The organism is Lutibacter sp., from assembly GCF_021647475.1.
Taxonomy (GTDB): Bacteria; Bacteroidota; Bacteroidia; order Flavobacteriales; family Flavobacteriaceae; genus Lutibacter.
Window position 1 is genome coordinate 26,348 of sequence record NZ_JAKIUR010000025.1, and the last position, 16,167, is coordinate 42,514.

Below are 16,167 nucleotides of genomic sequence, written 5' to 3' on the forward strand. Positions count from 1 at the left end.
TTTATTTTTACCAATCAATCCTATGAATATACAATCACCCAAAGCAAAAAAAATAGCTAAAAAATTAGTGAAATATAATGATGAACGAATAGATAATTATTATTGGTTAAATGATAGCGAAAATCCTGAAGTTTTAGCATATTTAAATGCCGAAAATGAATATTATGATAAGATAACAGCAGATTTTAAACCATTACAAGAAGATTTATTTAAGGAAATGAAATCTAGAATTAAGGAAGATGATGAATCAGTTCCTTATAAAAAAAATCAATATTTATATATTACTAAATTTAAAACCGGACAACAATATCCAATTTTTACTCGTAAAAAAGATTCCTTAAATGCAGTTGAAGAAATAATGTTTGATGTTAATAAAATGGCTGAAAAACATGCGTATTATAATTTATCAGGAATTTCTGTGAGTCCTAATAATAAAATGGCTGCGTTTGGGGTAGATACGGTTAGTAGAAGGCAATATACCTTGCATTTTAAAAATTTAGAAACAGGTGAAATTTTAGAAGAAGAAATTATAAATACTACGGGTTCGGCTACTTGGGCAAATGACAATAAAACTATTTTTTACACCCAAAAAAATTCTACAACGTTACGTGGCGAAAAAATATTTAAACATATTTTAGGCACAAAACCTTCTGAAGATATTGAAATTTATTTTGAAGAAGAGGAAGCTTTTAATACTTATGTTTATAAAACAAAATCCGAAAAATATCTAGTAATAGGTTCATACAGTACGGTTTCTAGTGAGTATAGAATATTAGAAGCTGATAATCCAAATGGAGAATTTAAAGTTTTCCAAGCTAGAAAACGTGACTTAGAATATAGTATTGCACACTTTAATGAGCACTTTTATATTTTAACTAATAAAGATGATGCTATTAATTTTAAATTAATGAGAACTTCTGAAAAGACCACAAATAAAGAGCATTGGGAAGAAGTTATGAAACATAGAAAAGATGTTTTATTAGAAGACATTTCTATTTTTAAAGATTTTTTAGTAGTTGAGGAACGTAGCAATGGTTTGAATAAAATTCGTATAATTAAATGGGATAAATCTGAAGATTTTTATTTGCCTTTTGAAGAGGAAACCTATTCCGCAGGTGTTTATTTTAATCCAGAATACGATACAAATGTAATCCGTTACGGTTATAATTCTATGACTACACCAAATTCTGTTATCGATTTTAATGTAGATGATAAAACTAAAATTATTAAAAAAGAACAACAGGTTTTAGGTGGAGACTTTGATAAAAATAATTATAAAAGTGAACGGATTTGGGCTACTGCGAAAGACGGAGTTAAAATTCCTATTTCGTTGGTGTATCATAAAAATACAAACTTATCAGAAAACACTCCGTTATTACTTTACGGTTATGGCTCTTATGGATATACCATTGATGCAGGATTTAGCTCAACACGTTTAAGTTTGTTAAATCGTGGATTTGTGTTTGCTATTGCACACGTTAGAGGAAGTGAGTATTTAGGAAGAAATTGGTATGAAACAGGTAAATTATTACATAAAAAAAACACGTTTACCGATTTTATTGCTTGTGGAGAACATTTAATTTCAAAAAAATATACTTCAGAAAAACATTTATATGCAAGTGGAGGTTCAGCAGGAGGATTATTAATGGGAGCGATAATTAATATGGAACCCAATTTATTTAATGGAATTGTTGCAAACGTTCCTTTTGTAGATGTTTTAACTACCATGTTAGATGATTCTATACCTTTAACAACAGGCGAATATGATGAATGGGGAAATCCAAATGATAAAAAATATTACAATTATATAAAATCATATTCACCAATTGATAATGTTACGGCTCAAAATTACCCAAATATGTTGGTAACAACAGGATTGCATGATTCTCAAGTGCAATATTTTGAACCAGCAAAATGGGTGGCAAAACTCAGAGAATTAAAAACAGATAAAAATATTTTAATAATGCATACCAATATGGAAGCTGGTCATGGTGGTGCTTCAGGAAGATTTAATGCTTTAAAAGAAACGGCAAGAGACTATGGATTTATTTTAGGATTAGAAGGTTACACTTCATTTAAAAAAAATTATTAAATTTGCATGTTGTTTAATATTAATTTATGTATCAAAATATAAATTTATATTAGAAAAAAACTCTAAAAAATGACAAAAAATACAGGTATTAGTAATACTATTTTAGACCTTATAGGTAATACTCCCTTAATTAGATTAAATAAAATAACAAAAGATCTTCCTGGAAATTTTTACGCTAAATACGAAGCATTCAATCCTGGGCATTCTATGAAAGATAGAATTGCATTACATATAATTGAAGCTGCGGAACGTAAAGGATTGCTCAATAAGGATAGTACAATTATTGAAACAACTTCTGGTAATACTGGTTTTAGTTTAGCCTTAGTTAGTATTATAAAAGGTTATAAATGCATGTTAGCAGTTAGTTCCAAAGCTTCTGTAGGAAAAATTAACATGCTTAAAGCAATGGGAGCAAAAGTTTATGTTTGTCCCGCACATGTAAAAGCAGATGATCCAAGATCTTATTATGAAGTAGCAAAAAGATTACATAGAGAAACAGCAAATTCTGTTTATATCAACCAATATTTTAATGATTTAAATTCTGAAGCTTATTATCTTTCTTTAGGTCCAGAAATTTGGAAACAAACTGAAGGTAAAATTACCCATTTAATTGCTGCCAGTGGTACTGGAGGAACTATTTCGGGAGTTTCAAAATATTTAAAAGAACAAAATCCTAATATAAAATCGTTAGGTGTTGATGCTTATGGTTCAATTTTGAAAAAATTTCATGAAACAGGAGAATTTGATAAAGATGAAATTTATCCATACAGAATTGAAGGATTAGGTAAAAATTTAATTCCAACAGCAACTCATTTTGAAGTCATTGATGTTTTTGAAAAAGTTACCGATGAAGCTGCTGCTCATAGAGCTAGGGAATTAGCCGTTACAGAAGGATTATTTACAGGTTATACAAGTGGAGCAGTGGTACAAGCTGCTATACAATATGCTGAAAAAGGAATGTTTGATAAAAATTCTAACGTTGTATTAATTTTACCAGATCACGGTTCTCGTTATATGGAAAAAATTTATAGTGATGATTGGATGAAAGAACAAGGATTTTTTGATACTCAAAAACAAGCACTTGAAGAAGTAGAATATTTATAAAAAAATAGTTTTAATTATATTGAAAAGAGGTTAAATAAATTTATTTAACCTCTTTTTTTATGACCTTTACATTTGATTAGCACAAAAAAAATACTTTACTTTGTAAACATTAAAAATGTAACCTTAAATTTACATTTTATGTAAATAGATACTGAATGAAAGACTTATTTGAAAGAATTATAAAGGACAAAGGTCCATTAGGAAAATGGGCTGCACAGGCTGAAGGATATTATGTTTTTCCAAAATTAGAAGGTGAAATATCAAATAGAATGATATTTAACGGGAAAAGAGTAATCACCTGGAGCATAAATGATTACTTAGGTTTATCAAATCATCCAGAAGTTAGAAAAGCTGATGCAGAAGCTGCAGCTGAATACGGAATGGCATATCCAATGGGATCAAGAATGATGTCTGGTCATACAAAATTTCACGAACAATTAGAAGAGGAATTAGCAGCATTTGTTGAAAAAGAATCTGCTTATTTAGTTAATTTCGGTTATCAAGGTATGGTTTCAGCCATTGATGCTTTGGTAACTAAACATGATGTAATTGTTTATGATATGGATGCTCATGCTTGTATTATTGACGGTGTTAGATTACATTCAGGTAAACGATTTACTTTTCAACACAACAACATTGAAAGTTTAGAAACTAACTTAAGACGAGCAACCAAATTAGCAGAAGAAAATAATGGTGGAATTTTAGTGATTTCAGAAGGTGTTTTTGGAATGCGTGGGGAACAAGGTGTTTTAAAAGAGATTGTTGATTTAAAGAAAAAATATAACTTTAGATTATTGGTAGATGATGCTCATGGTTTTGGCACTTTAGGGAAAGATGGTAAAGGAACTGGATTTGAGCAAGGTGTACAAGATGATATTGATGTATATTTTGCAACTTTTGCAAAATCTATGGCAGGTATTGGAGCATTTTTTGCTGCAGATAAAAATATTATTCAATACTTACAATATAATATGCGTTCGCAAATATTTGCTAAATCATTGCCAATGCCTATGGTTAAAGGAGCTTTAAAACGTTTAGACATGTTAAGAACCATGCCCGAATTAAAAGAAAAACTTTGGGAAAACGTAAATGCATTACAAAATGGTTTAAAAGAGAATGGCTTTAATATTGGCAATACAAATACTTGTGTAACTCCTGTTTTTTTAGAAGGTGATATTCCAGAGGCAATGGCTATGGTAAATGATCTACGTGAAAATTATGGTGTTTTCTGTTCAATTGTGGTATATCCAGTTGTGCCAAAAGGAATGATTTTGTTACGATTAATTCCAACAGCTACTCATAATTTAGAAGATGTTAAAGAAACAATCACTGCTTTTTCAGCAATAAGAGAAAAGTTAGAGAAAGGTATTTATAAACGTATTGCTGCTAGCATGATGAAATAAAATATACCTAATTAATTGTATAAAAAAGCCTTTTAGAATTCTAAAAGGCTTTTTTATATTAAAATAAAATTCGTTTTTAATAACCTTCTGAAATGTTTTTAAGTGAATTCATATCTAAAATTTTAATTTTTTTCCCTTTTAAATCAATGATCTTATCCTTTTTTAAATTAGATAATAAACGAATGGCAGATTCGGTTGCAGTACCTATTGTATTTGCAATTTCTTCTCTTGTTAAAATAACATCTATAAAACCTTCACTGTCGTAACCAAAAGTATCACTTAAATGCATAATTGTAGTTGCTAACCTATCTTTAACAGGTTTTTGAGCCATTTCTGAAATTAAGTTATTCGCTTCGTTTAATTGGTGAGAAATATTTTTCATTATGCTTAATGAAAATTGTGAATTTTCTTTTATAATATCTAAAATATCTCCTTTGGGTATAAAACAAACTCTCATATCTTCTAAAGCTGTAACATTCAAACCGACAGGTTCATCACTTAAAATAGACCTGTGACCTAAAATATCACCACCTTTTATGAATTTAATAATTTGTTCTTTACCGTTGGTGTTAAGTTTTGTTAACTTACATTTACCTTGATTAATACAATATAAACCATTTATAGAATTTCCTTCTGTCATTAAGTTTTCGCCTTTTTTTATAATTAGCGATGTTTTATGTTCAGAAAATTTTTCTAACTCTTCGTGAGTTAAGTTTCTTAATGCGTTTAATCTTTTTACAATACATTGGGTACAATTTCCCATATTTAGCTCAAATCTTTACTGTAATAAATAATTTTGGCAAAGGTACAAAATTTAATGATATTTGTCATACATGTATTATAATAAAACCATAATTTTGTGACTAAATTTATAAAGTGAATGAGCTCTAATAATTGCTATCATTGTGGGTTAGATTGTGGTAAAAATCCTGTTAAATTTAACGATAAATGTTTTTGTTGTAATGGTTGCAAAACAGTTTATGAGATATTGAATGCTAATGAATTAGGCTGTTATTATGATTTAGAAGCTAACCCTGGAACAATTCCATCAGAAATAAAAGGAAAATATGCATATTTAGAAAACGAAGAAATTGTAAGCAATCTTTTAGAGTTTAATGATGGAGAAATTGCAGTTGTAGAATTTTATGTACCTAGTATTCATTGCAGTTCGTGTATCTGGGTTTTAGAAAATTTGAGTAAATTAAATCATGGAGTGATTACCTCTTTAGTAAATTTTCCTAAAAAAACGGTGCGTATTACCTACAAAATTAAAGCAACCAATTTAAAGGAAATCGTAGAATTAATGACTTCTATTGCTTATGAACCTTATATAAGTTTAAATGATGCTGATGCTAAAAAGAATAAAGTTAGTAAAACCTTAATTTACCAGTTAGTTATTGCTGCTTTTGCTTTTGGTAATATTATGATGCTATCTTTTCCAGAATATTTTCAATTAGATGGTTTTTGGATAAATAAATACAAAATTGTTTTTAGATGGCTTATGTTTTTTATGTCAATTCCTGTTGTTTTTTATTCAGCCAAAGATTATTTTATTTCTGCTTATAAAGGGTTACGGCACAAAATGTTAAATATAGATGTTCCTGTTGCACTTGGTGTTTCAGTTCTCTTTATTAGAAGTTCTACTGAAGTTTTTTTAAATATTGGTGCTGGTTTTTTTGATAGTTTAACAGGTTTAATATTCTTTTTATTGCTAGGAAAGTTCTTTCAACAAAAAACCTATAATTTTTTATCTTTTGAGCGAGATTATAAATCTTATTTTCCAATTGCTGTTACTAAAATTAGTAATAACAAGGAAGAAGCAATACCTGTAAAAAATGTTTGTGAAGGAGATAGATTGCTTATTAGAAATGAAGAGTTAATTCCTGTAGATGGTATTTTAATAAATGGAGAAGCTCTTATTGATTATAGTTTTGTTACAGGAGAATCTGTACCTGTTGTTAAAAAATCGGGAGATAAATTATTTGCAGGAGGAAAACAAACTGCTGGAGCTATTGAAATAGATGTTATTAATACTATTGAACAAAGTTATTTAACACAACTTTGGAGCAATGCTGTTTTTAATAAAACTAAAGAAAAAAATATAAAAAATATTACAGACACTATAAGTAAATACTTTACAATTGTAATTTTGATTATTGCTTTTATTGCAGGTATTTACTGGTATTTTAAAAATCCTAACATTGCATTTAATATAGTAACAGCCGTATTAATTATTGCTTGTCCCTGTGCTTTGGCATTATCAGCACCATTTGCTTTTGGAAATATGTTACGCATATTTGGATATCAAAAATTTTATTTAAAAAATACAGAAACCATAGAGAATATGGCTAAGGTTGATACCCTAATTTTTGATAAAACAGGAACAATAACTTCTAATAATACTTCAAAAATAAAATATGAAGGAATACCGCTTTCTTCTGATGAATTGCAACTTATAAAAACAGTAATTAGAGCTTCCAATCATCCATTAAGTAGAGCTTTATATAAATTTATTGAAGAACCATGTTTAACTAAAAAACTAGACTATTTTGAAGAGATATTAGGAAAAGGAATTAAGGCAAAATATAAAAATAATAAAGTTAAATTAGGTGCTGCTAGTTTTGTTGGTGTTTCTCAGAAAAATATAAATGAAACAGTTATTTATATAAGTATTAATAAAGAATTAAAGGGAAAGTTTTCCTTTTCAAATAATTATAGAAAAGATACTCAAAAGGTTTTTAATGAACTTTCAAAAAAATATAAATTAATTATTCTATCAGGTGATAACGAAGGAGAAAAAGAATTTTTAAGTAAAATGTTGCCAAAAGAAACTCTATTTAAATTTAATCAGAAACCAGAAGATAAATTAAATTTTATTAAAAAATTACAGCAAAAAGGAGCACATGTATTAATGTTAGGTGATGGATTAAATGATGCAGGAGCATTAGCTCAAAGTAATGTCGGAATTGCAATTTCTGAAAATATTAATGTGTTTTCACCAGCGTGTGATGGCATATTAGAGGCAAATCTTTTTAACAAAATTCCAAAGTTTTTAACATTAGCATCAAAAACAGTTACTATAATTAAAATAAGTTTTATATTTTCATTTTTATACAATACAATAGGTATGTATTTTGCATTAACAGGTCAATTAACACCTGTTGTAGCAGCAATATTAATGCCTGCAAGCTCTATTTCAATTGTAATATTTGTTACCATATTAACTAATTGGATATCAAAAAAAAATTAAATATTTGTATTAACAAATAAAAAATGTAGTTTTATCTAAAATTGAAAATATAAAAAGTGATAATTATCATATTTTTAAAAGATTGAAAACTATATATTTGGCGAAATTATTAACTAAAAAAATTAAATCTATTACCTAAAATGGAAGTTGTTTACATTACAATAGGCGTTAGCGTTATTGTTGCAATATTTTTTCTTATAATTTTCATTAAAGCCATAAAATCAGGTCAATACGAAGATACCTATACACCATCAGTACGTATGTTGTTTGATGATGAATTAGTTAGTGATAAAAATAAAGAACATAATTAACCAAAATAATAATAAATAAACAATTAATTAAGTATGGAAAAAGAACAGTTTTATTACGATAATAAGATCGTTAAAATGTTTTTATCTGCCACAATTCTTTGGGGAATTGTAGGTATGTTAGTGGGGCTTATTGTAGCATTGCTATTTGTATTCCCTGGGTTGCTAGAATTTGCTGGCTCTGATAATGCAATTTCGTGGCTAAGTTTTGGTCGTTTACGCCCATTACACACCAACGCCGTTATTTTTGCTTTTGTAGGAAATGGAATTTTTACAGGAATCTATTATTCCACTCAACGATTGCTTAAAACTAGAATGTTTAATGATAATTTAAGTAGAATCCATTTTTGGGGTTGGCAATTAATAATTGTTGCTGCAGCTATTACATTACCATTGGGCTTCACGTCAACTAAAGAATATGCAGAATTAGAATGGCCAATAGATTTAGCCGTAGTTTTTATTTGGGTAATATTTGGTATTAATCTTATTGGTACCATCTTAAAAAGAAGACAAAGACATATATATGTAGCTATTTGGTTTTATATAGCTACATTAATTACTATCGCCGTTCTATACATATTTAATAATTTAGAATTACCAGTTACAGCTTTTAAAAGTTACTCCGTTTACGCGGGAGTTCAAGATGCCATGATTCAATGGTGGTACGGGCATAATGCGGTGGCATTTTTCTTAACAACACCAATTTTAGGATTGATGTATTACTTTGTTCCAAAGGTTGCTAATAGACCAATTTACTCCTACAGACTTTCAATAGTACATTTTTGGTCTTTAATATTTATATATATCTGGGCAGGGCCTCACCATCTATTATATACAGCTTTACCTGATTGGGCTCAAAATTTAGGTACTGTATTTTCAGTAATGTTAATATTCCCATCTTGGGGAGGTATGATTAATGGATTATTAACCTTAAGAGGTGCTTGGGATAAAGTTCGTGAAGATCCTATTTTAAAATTCTTTGTAGTTGCAATTACAGGTTATGGTATGGCAACTTTTGAAGGACCAATGCTAGCTTTTAAAAATGTAAATGCTATAGGTCATTATACCGATTGGATTATTGGACATGTTCATATTGGAACTTTAGCTTGGAATGGATTTATGATTGCAGGTATAATTTATTGGTTAGCTACTAAGCTTTGGAAAACAGAATTATATTCTAAAAAATTAGCAAATATTCATTTTTGGATGGGAACTTTAGGTATTTTATTTTATGCTATTCCTTTATATGTTGCAGGTTTTACGCAAGCATTTATGTGGAAAGAATTTAATCCTGATGGTACTTTAGTTTATGGCAACTTTTTAGAAACGGTTACCCAAATAATACCAATGTATGCGATGCGTGCCATTGGAGGTACTTTATATTTAACAGGATATTTAATACTAGCCTATAATATTATTAAAACTGCAAAAGCTGGTTCTACTGTTGAAGATGAGTTAGCTGAAGCTGCTCCATTGAAAAAAATTAGTGGAAAAAGGATTGCAGGTGAACATTGGCATGCTTGGTTAGAAAGACGAACTGTTTTATTTTCTATTTTAACTACTGTTGCTATATTAATTGGTGGGTTGGTTGAAATTGTACCATTAATATTAGTAAAATCAAATGTACCAACTATTGCAAGTGTTAAACCTTACACACCTTTAGAATTAGAAGGTAGAGATATTTATATGAGAGAAGGCTGTAATAACTGTCATTCTCAAATGATTCGTCCGTTCCGTTCAGAAGTTGCTCGTTATGGTGAATATTCAAAAGCAGGTGAATTTATTTATGATCATCCATTTTTATGGGGATCAAAAAGAACAGGACCAGATTTACATAGAATTGGAGGTAAATATAATGACAACTGGCATTTTAATCATTTGATGGATCCAAGATCAACATCCCCTGGTTCAATTATGCCACGTTATACTTGGATTATTAAAGATGATTTAAACGCTTCTGATATTGAAGCGAAAATGAATGGCTTAGCTACTTTAGGAGTTCCTTATACGGATAAAGAAATTGCAAATGCAAAACAAAGTATTATTACTCAAGCTAAAAAAATTGAAACAAGTTTAAGACAAGATCCTGAGTTTGTTAAAAATTATGGGAATAGTAATATTCAAAATAAAGAAATTGTAGCGTTAATTGCTTATTTACAGCGTTTAGGAACAGATATAAAAGTAAATAGTAATAAAACTGCATTAAAATAATTAAAAATGTTAAAATTTATTAGACATAATTTTGATGGGATGAATGGAATTGAAATTTATCCAATAATTTCATTATTACTTTTTTTTATAGTGTTTGTAACAATGCTTATTATTGTTATGAATATCTCTAAAAAAAGAATAGATGAAGTAAGTAATTTACCATTAGAAGATGATGACACAATAAATAAAGAAGATAATCATGAATAAAAAATCAGAAAATATATCAGGATGGCAAAAGTTTGTTAAGTCTATGACTAAAGCTAACGAACTTGGAAAGGAAGAAGATGTAATGCTTGATCATGACTATGATGGAATTAGAGAATTGGATAATGTATTACCACCTTGGTGGAAAGCAGGTTTTTATATAACGATTGTAATTGCCATATTTTATTCAGTTATGGTAATTGGATTTAATAAATACAATCAATATGATGAATTAAAAGATGAATTGGCAGATGCTAAAAAAGAAGTTGCAACGTATAAAGCTGAACATCCTGAATTATTTAGTACCGCTAACATTAAAGCTTTTACAGATGCAGATAATTTAGCAAAAGGGAAAGCATTATTTACTTCAAAAACTTGTTTTGCTTGTCATGCTACTGATTTAGGCGGTGGAATTGGACCAAATTTAACGGATAATCATTGGATTTTTGGTGGAGATGTTAAAACAATTTTTCACACTATTTCTAAAGGAGGAAGACCAGGTAAAGGTATGATTGCTTGGGAATCTACTATTAGTAAATTAGAACGCCAACAATTAGCTAGTTATATAATATCAATGCAAGGTACTAAACCTGCAAATCCAAAGGCACCACAAGGCGATATTATTTGGCCAGAATAATAAGTGGTAAATTATAGTTTTAAAAAATACCGCAATTTATTCTTAAAATTTGCGGTATTTTCTTGATTTTAAAGCCTATCATATATTTTTTAATAATCATTTTTGTTACAAATGTATCGTTCAGTAAAACATATAATATTATTTTTACAATCTTTTAAAAAAACTAACTAAAAATTATTTAATAGCATGCAAAGCGAGAATAACTCGAATAAAGAAAAATTTAGAGATTCTATTGGAACAATTACAGAAGATGGTGAACGAAATTTTATTCATCCGAAAAAACCAAAAGGGCGTTATTATAATTACAGAACATTAGTTAGTTGGGCTTTATTAACCTTTTTTATTGCAGCTCCGTTTATTAAAGTTAAAGGAAATCAGTTTTTACTTTTTGATGTAATAGATCGAAAATTCAATATTTTTGGATTTCCATTTTGGCCTCAAGATTTTTATTTATTAGTAATTTCTATGCTAGTAAGCATTGTTTTTATAATTCTTTTTACCGTAATTTTTGGAAGAATATTCTGTGGATGGATGTGTCCACAAACTATTTTTTTAGAGATGGTTTTTAGAAAAATTGAATACTTAATTGATGGTGATCGATCTAAACAAATAAAACTTTCTAAACAAGCTTGGGATACTGAAAAAATTACTAAAAGAGTTTTAAAATGGAGTGTGTATTTTATCTTATCTTTTTTAATAGCTAATATTTTTCTTTCTTATTTAATTGGCTCAGATGTTGTTATTAAATACGTATTAGAAGGTCCATCAAACCACATAGGGATTTTAATAAATTTATTAGTATTTACAGCCGTTTTTTACTTTATTTTTGCTTGGTTTAGAGAACAGGTTTGTATTATTGTTTGTCCTTATGGAAGATTACAAGGCGTATTATTAGATAATAAATCAATTAATGTAGCGTATGATTTTGTTAGAGGAGAAGGAGATAATGGTAGAAAAACGTTTCGTAAAAACGAAAATAGAGAAGAAATAGGGAATGGTGATTGTATTGATTGTAAACAATGTGTACAAGTTTGCCCAACAGGAATTGATATTAGAAATGGGACTCAATTAGAATGTGTAAATTGTACCGCATGTATTGATGCTTGTGATAATATGATGGATAAAGTAGGATTTGATAGAGGATTAATTAGATATGCTTCTGAGGATGAAATTGAGAAAAAAGAAAAATTTAAATTCAATGCACGTTTAATAGCATATTCTGCAGTATTAACAATTTTATTTGGTATTTTAGTTATCATGTTATTTTTGCGTACTGATGTTGAAGCAACAGTTTTACGACTTCCAGGTCAAACGTTTCAATCAACTGAAACTACTATAAAAAATATCTATACGGTTACATTAATTAATAAAACCACAAAAGATATTAATAATATTAATATTAAATTATTATCCATAAAAGGAAATGTTATTATGGTTGGAGGTAAATTATCTATTAAAAAACAAGGTTTAAAAGATGGCACATTGTTTATTGAGATTAACAAATCAGATTTAAAATCCTCAAAAGAAAAATTGAAATTAGGGATTTTTTCTAATGGAAAATTAATTGAAACTACAACTACTAACTTTACAGGACCATTAATTATAAAATAATGATGAAAATTAAATTTACATGGCCAATGGGTATTGTTTTAGCATTGGCATCATTTATGATATTTATTCTATCATTTGTGTATAAAGCTACTTTTGTTCCTAAATATGGACATCATTTAGTGTCAGAACAATATTATAAAGATGAACTAAATTATCAAAAAGAAATTGATAAATTAAATAGTGCAGCTAATTTAAAGATAGATGTTTTTATTTCCCATGTAGATGAAGGGTTAATTATAAAATTTCCAAGCGAGTTTGATACAAAAAAAATAAAAGGATCTATAAAATTTCAAAGACCTTCAAATTATAAACTTGATTTTCAGATTCCAATTTACTTGATTAATAACGAATTTTTGATTGTTAAAGATAAGTTGGTTGATGGAATTTGGAATGTTAAAATTGATTGGCAAGTTGGTGATAAAAAGTATTTATTTAAACAAAATTTAAGATATTAATATGCTTTGGACTGCGTTAATTTTAGGCTTAGCAGGCAGTTTTCATTGTATTGGTATGTGTGGTCCAATAGCATTTATATTGCCAATTGATAAATCTTCTGTTCCTAAAACAATTATTCAAACTTTTTTATATCATTTTGGTCGTTTATTAAGTTATGCGATAATTGGGATATTATTTGGCTTTTTAGGAAAAGGATTATATTTAGCAGGATTTCAGCAACGTTTATCCATATTAATGGGAGTTTTAATGATAGTAATTATTTTAATTCCTGTAAGTATTTTTAATAAGTTCAATTTTTCAAAACCTTTATATAAGCTTATAGGTAAATTTAAACAGTATTTAGGATTATATTTGAAAAAAAAATCTAAAAAAGCCATTTTTACTATTGGGTTTTTAAATGGATTTTTACCGTGTGGATTAGTGTATATGGCGTTAATTGGAGCAATTTCTACAGGAAATCCTTATCAAGGAGCATTATATATGGCAGTTTTTGGATTGGGAACAGTACCAATGATGAGCGGAGCCATTCTTTTAGGAAACTTTATAAGTATTTCTATTAGAAATAAAATTCAAAAAATTATACCAATTTTTGTTATTATAATAGGATTATTATTTATTTTGCGAGGATTAGGATTAGGAATCCCTTATATTTCGCCCCCAAATGCTAAATTGCAATTATCCAGCAATCCTGCAAATTGTGTAACTATTGATAAAAAGTAATAATCCATGGAAGTACAACCAAAGTTAACGATAGAAGATTTTGAAAAAGCTACTTCTAATATTGAGTTATTAGAAATAATTAAACAGAAAGAAATACCATTTGAAAAAGTATCAAAAGTATTATTTTATGAAGAAGAGTTACGTAATTTACAGATAGAACTTATTAAACTTCAACAATGGGTTGTAAAGAATAAAAAAAGAGTAGCAATAATTTTTGAAGGAAGAGATGCTGCAGGTAAGGGAGGTAATATTAGACGTTTTACTGAACATTTAAATCCACGTTCTATGCGTGTAGTTGCATTAAATAAACCAACAGAAGTAGAAAGAGGTCAATGGTATTTTAGGCGTTATATTAGAAAACTGCCAAATCCTGGTGAAATTGTTTTTTTTGATAGAAGTTGGTATAACAGAGCCGTTGTTGAACCTGTTATGGATTTTTGTAATAAAAGTCAATATCATAAATTTATGGCCCAAGTTCCTGAATTTGAGCATATGTTATATGAAGACGGAGTGATAATTATTAAATTTTGGTTTTCAATATCCAAAGATATTCAATTATCAAGGTTTACCTCTAGAATTAAAACACCTTTAAAAAGGTGGAAATTTAGTCCTGTAGATCAAAAAGGACAAATTTTATGGGATAAATACACCCAATATAAAGAGCAAATGTTTAGTAAAACACATACTAGTTATAGCCCTTGGATTATAGTAAAAGCAAATGATAAAAAAATTGCCAGATTAGAGTGTATTCGATATGTATTATCACAATTTGATTATAAAAATAAGGATAAAGCACGAACTACGTTGTATCCTGATCCAAATATAATAATGCGGTATCATCGTTCCGTAATTCAACTAGATTAACTATGCATGATTTTAAACTTACACCAGAAGCAGTTGAAATTTTAAATTCTAATAAGGGTTTAACTGCATTATTATCTAAAGAACCGTATAATTTAGAAAAGGCGGTTAGGTATGTAAATTATGAAAAAGAGTTAAAAAAATTACAGATTGAACTAATTCGAATGCAAGCTTGGGCAATCGAAAATAATGAACGTATCATTGTGATTTTTGAAGGAAGAGATGCTGCTGGAAAAGGAGGAGCAATTAGAAGAATTACAGAGCGTATAAATCCACGGAATTACAGAATTGTAGCACTACCAAAACCAACTGAATTGGAGCAAACTCAATGGTATTTTCAGCGCTATATAAAACAATTTCCTAAAGGAGGAGAAATTGTTTTTTTTGATAGAAGTTGGTATAATAGAGCAGTGGTTGAACCAGTAAATGGATTTTGTTCAGAGGAAGAATACAAAACTTTTATGAATCAGGTTAATGATTTTGAGCGAATGATTACTGAATCTGGAATTAGGTTGGTAAAAATATATATGTCTATTTCAAAAAAGGAACAAGCTAAACGGTTTGATGATATTAAAAATGATCCATTAAAGCAATGGAAAATGACTGCAGTAGACGAAAATGCTCAAGAATTATGGGACGATTATACTTTCTATAAAAATGCTATGTTTGCTAAGACTAGCGAAGGAAATTTAATTTGGAAAATAATTAAAGCAAATCAAAAAACGTTTGCAAGAGTTGCGGTAATTAAACATTTGCTAAAAAGTATTCCTTACGATAAAAAATTTAAAATTTAAGTTATAATTTTCTACTAGAGCCTATTAATTCAGTAGCCTCAAATAGAATCATAGATGCATTTTTATCGTGCTCTTCTACCAAATTTTTAAGTGCAAGAACTAGAATTAAAAATAACAAAAAAGCAATTTTAAAATATTTTAATATACGGCTATTAGATAAAGGGGTGTATCATATATGTATTGAAAATACAGGTAAATATTATTAAATTTTGATGGAATTAATCCCTAAACTAGATTGTTGTTTTTATGTTGTAACCTGAGTTCGACCTAAGGATTTACTTTAGATAACTGAAAATCAAAATGTCATTGCGAAAATTATAAATGTAGTGCCATAATTTGAAGTAATCTTTTCATAAAAATGAGATTGCTTCCTCATTTCGTTTTGCTTCACTCCTCCTTTAGATTAGCAAAGTTAAAATATTACATTTAATTTACATAATTGTTAATTACAAAGAATCTTTATTTCTTTGATAAAAAAAGAATGGAGTGAACTTATCGTTCCTCTAGATTTATTAG

Annotated in this window: 14 protein-coding genes; 13 read left to right on the plus strand and 1 reads right to left on the minus strand. The window is 28.4% G+C overall.

What is annotated here, in order from left to right; translation table 11 throughout:
- Positions 1–22: 22 nt before the first annotated feature.
- From L3J60_RS07600 to L3J60_RS07610, 3 genes are all read left to right on the plus strand, one after another.
- The gene (locus tag L3J60_RS07600; RefSeq protein WP_291974895.1) at positions 23–2,092 is read left to right on the plus strand and encodes a S9 family peptidase; all 2,070 of its coding nucleotides are present in this window, start codon (positions 23–25) and stop codon (positions 2,090–2,092) included.
- A 69-nt stretch (positions 2,093–2,161) separates the two neighbouring features.
- Entirely contained in the window at positions 2,162–3,196 is a 1,035-nt protein-coding gene (locus tag L3J60_RS07605) for a cysteine synthase family protein (RefSeq protein ID WP_291974896.1), read from the plus strand.
- Positions 3,197–3,351: 155 nt separating this feature from the next.
- Positions 3,352–4,599, plus strand: coding sequence for an aminotransferase class I/II-fold pyridoxal phosphate-dependent enzyme (locus tag L3J60_RS07610; RefSeq protein ID WP_291974897.1), 1,248 nt, complete (start codon positions 3,352–3,354; stop codon positions 4,597–4,599).
- Positions 4,600–4,675: 76 nt separating this feature from the next.
- Here the strand turns inward: L3J60_RS07610 and L3J60_RS07615 are convergent, their stop codons facing one another.
- Entirely contained in the window at positions 4,676–5,362 is a 687-nt protein-coding gene (locus L3J60_RS07615) for a Crp/Fnr family transcriptional regulator (protein WP_291974898.1), read from the minus strand.
- A 117-nt stretch (positions 5,363–5,479) separates the two neighbouring features.
- Between L3J60_RS07615 and L3J60_RS07620 the strand changes: the two genes are divergently transcribed.
- The 10 genes from L3J60_RS07620 to ppk2 (L3J60_RS07665) all read left to right on the plus strand — a co-directional run bounded on the left by L3J60_RS07620 (position 5,480) and on the right by ppk2 (L3J60_RS07665) (position 15,651).
- The gene (locus tag L3J60_RS07620) at positions 5,480–7,849 is read left to right on the plus strand and encodes a heavy metal translocating P-type ATPase metal-binding domain-containing protein (protein WP_291974899.1); all 2,370 of its coding nucleotides are present in this window, start codon (positions 5,480–5,482) and stop codon (positions 7,847–7,849) included.
- Positions 7,850–7,989: 140 nt separating this feature from the next.
- Positions 7,990–8,160 carry a cbb3-type cytochrome oxidase assembly protein CcoS gene (gene ccoS, locus L3J60_RS07625; protein WP_291974900.1) on the plus strand — a complete coding sequence of 57 codons (171 nt, stop codon included), beginning with the start codon at positions 7,990–7,992 and terminating at the stop codon, positions 8,158–8,160.
- A gap of 33 nt (positions 8,161–8,193) precedes the next feature.
- Positions 8,194–10,368 (plus strand): cytochrome-c oxidase, cbb3-type subunit I, encoded by a 2,175-nt coding sequence (ccoN, locus tag L3J60_RS07630; RefSeq protein WP_291974901.1) that lies wholly within the window; start codon positions 8,194–8,196, stop codon positions 10,366–10,368.
- Positions 10,369–10,374: 6 nt separating this feature from the next.
- Positions 10,375–10,575 (plus strand): CcoQ/FixQ family Cbb3-type cytochrome c oxidase assembly chaperone, encoded by a 201-nt coding sequence (locus L3J60_RS07635; RefSeq protein WP_291974902.1) that lies wholly within the window; start codon positions 10,375–10,377, stop codon positions 10,573–10,575.
- Positions 10,568–11,209 (plus strand): cbb3-type cytochrome c oxidase N-terminal domain-containing protein, encoded by a 642-nt coding sequence (locus L3J60_RS07640; RefSeq protein WP_291974903.1) that lies wholly within the window; start codon positions 10,568–10,570, stop codon positions 11,207–11,209. Before L3J60_RS07635 ends, L3J60_RS07640 begins: the two co-directional genes overlap by 8 nt.
- A gap of 186 nt (positions 11,210–11,395) precedes the next feature.
- Positions 11,396–12,820: a cytochrome c oxidase accessory protein CcoG gene (gene ccoG / locus L3J60_RS07645; protein ID WP_291974904.1), complete on the plus strand. Its 1,425-nt coding sequence runs from the start codon at positions 11,396–11,398 to the stop codon at positions 12,818–12,820.
- Entirely contained in the window at positions 12,820–13,275 is a 456-nt protein-coding gene (locus tag L3J60_RS07650; protein ID WP_291974905.1) for a FixH family protein, read from the plus strand. The genes ccoG and L3J60_RS07650 overlap by 1 nt, the downstream gene beginning before the upstream one ends.
- A gap of 1 nt (position 13,276) precedes the next feature.
- A complete protein-coding gene (locus tag L3J60_RS07655; RefSeq protein ID WP_291974906.1) occupies positions 13,277–13,996 on the plus strand; it encodes a sulfite exporter TauE/SafE family protein in 720 nt (239 codons plus the stop codon).
- A gap of 6 nt (positions 13,997–14,002) precedes the next feature.
- Positions 14,003–14,860, plus strand: coding sequence for a polyphosphate kinase 2 (ppk2, locus tag L3J60_RS07660; protein WP_291974907.1), 858 nt, complete (start codon positions 14,003–14,005; stop codon positions 14,858–14,860).
- A gap of 2 nt (positions 14,861–14,862) precedes the next feature.
- On the plus strand, positions 14,863–15,651 hold the full coding sequence (ppk2, locus tag L3J60_RS07665; protein ID WP_291974908.1) for a polyphosphate kinase 2: 789 nt from the start codon (positions 14,863–14,865) through the stop codon (positions 15,649–15,651).
- Positions 15,652–16,167: the final 516 nt, after the last annotated feature.

Bases quoted from the DNA above. Each gene is read 5' to 3' on its own strand.
- L3J60_RS07635 (WP_291974902.1), top strand. From the start codon at position 10,375: ATGTTAAAATTTATTAGACATAATTTTGATGGGATGAATGGAATTGAA.
- L3J60_RS07615 (WP_291974898.1), bottom strand. From the start codon at position 5,362: ATGGGAAATTGTACCCAATGTATTGTAAAAAGATTAAACGCATTAAGA.
- ccoN (WP_291974901.1), top strand. From the start codon at position 8,194: ATGGAAAAAGAACAGTTTTATTACGATAATAAGATCGTTAAAATGTTT.
- L3J60_RS07600 (WP_291974895.1), top strand. From the start codon at position 23: ATGAATATACAATCACCCAAAGCAAAAAAAATAGCTAAAAAATTAGTG.
- L3J60_RS07620 (WP_291974899.1), top strand. From the start codon at position 5,480: ATGAGCTCTAATAATTGCTATCATTGTGGGTTAGATTGTGGTAAAAAT.
- L3J60_RS07605 (WP_291974896.1), top strand. From the start codon at position 2,162: ATGACAAAAAATACAGGTATTAGTAATACTATTTTAGACCTTATAGGT.
- L3J60_RS07655 (WP_291974906.1), top strand. From the start codon at position 13,277: ATGCTTTGGACTGCGTTAATTTTAGGCTTAGCAGGCAGTTTTCATTGT.
- ppk2 (WP_291974907.1), top strand. From the start codon at position 14,003: ATGGAAGTACAACCAAAGTTAACGATAGAAGATTTTGAAAAAGCTACT.
- L3J60_RS07640 (WP_291974903.1), top strand. From the start codon at position 10,568: ATGAATAAAAAATCAGAAAATATATCAGGATGGCAAAAGTTTGTTAAG.
- L3J60_RS07610 (WP_291974897.1), top strand. From the start codon at position 3,352: ATGAAAGACTTATTTGAAAGAATTATAAAGGACAAAGGTCCATTAGGA.
- ccoS (WP_291974900.1), top strand. From the start codon at position 7,990: ATGGAAGTTGTTTACATTACAATAGGCGTTAGCGTTATTGTTGCAATA.
- ppk2 (WP_291974908.1), top strand. From the start codon at position 14,863: ATGCATGATTTTAAACTTACACCAGAAGCAGTTGAAATTTTAAATTCT.
- L3J60_RS07650 (WP_291974905.1), top strand. From the start codon at position 12,820: ATGATGAAAATTAAATTTACATGGCCAATGGGTATTGTTTTAGCATTG.
- ccoG (WP_291974904.1), top strand. From the start codon at position 11,396: ATGCAAAGCGAGAATAACTCGAATAAAGAAAAATTTAGAGATTCTATT.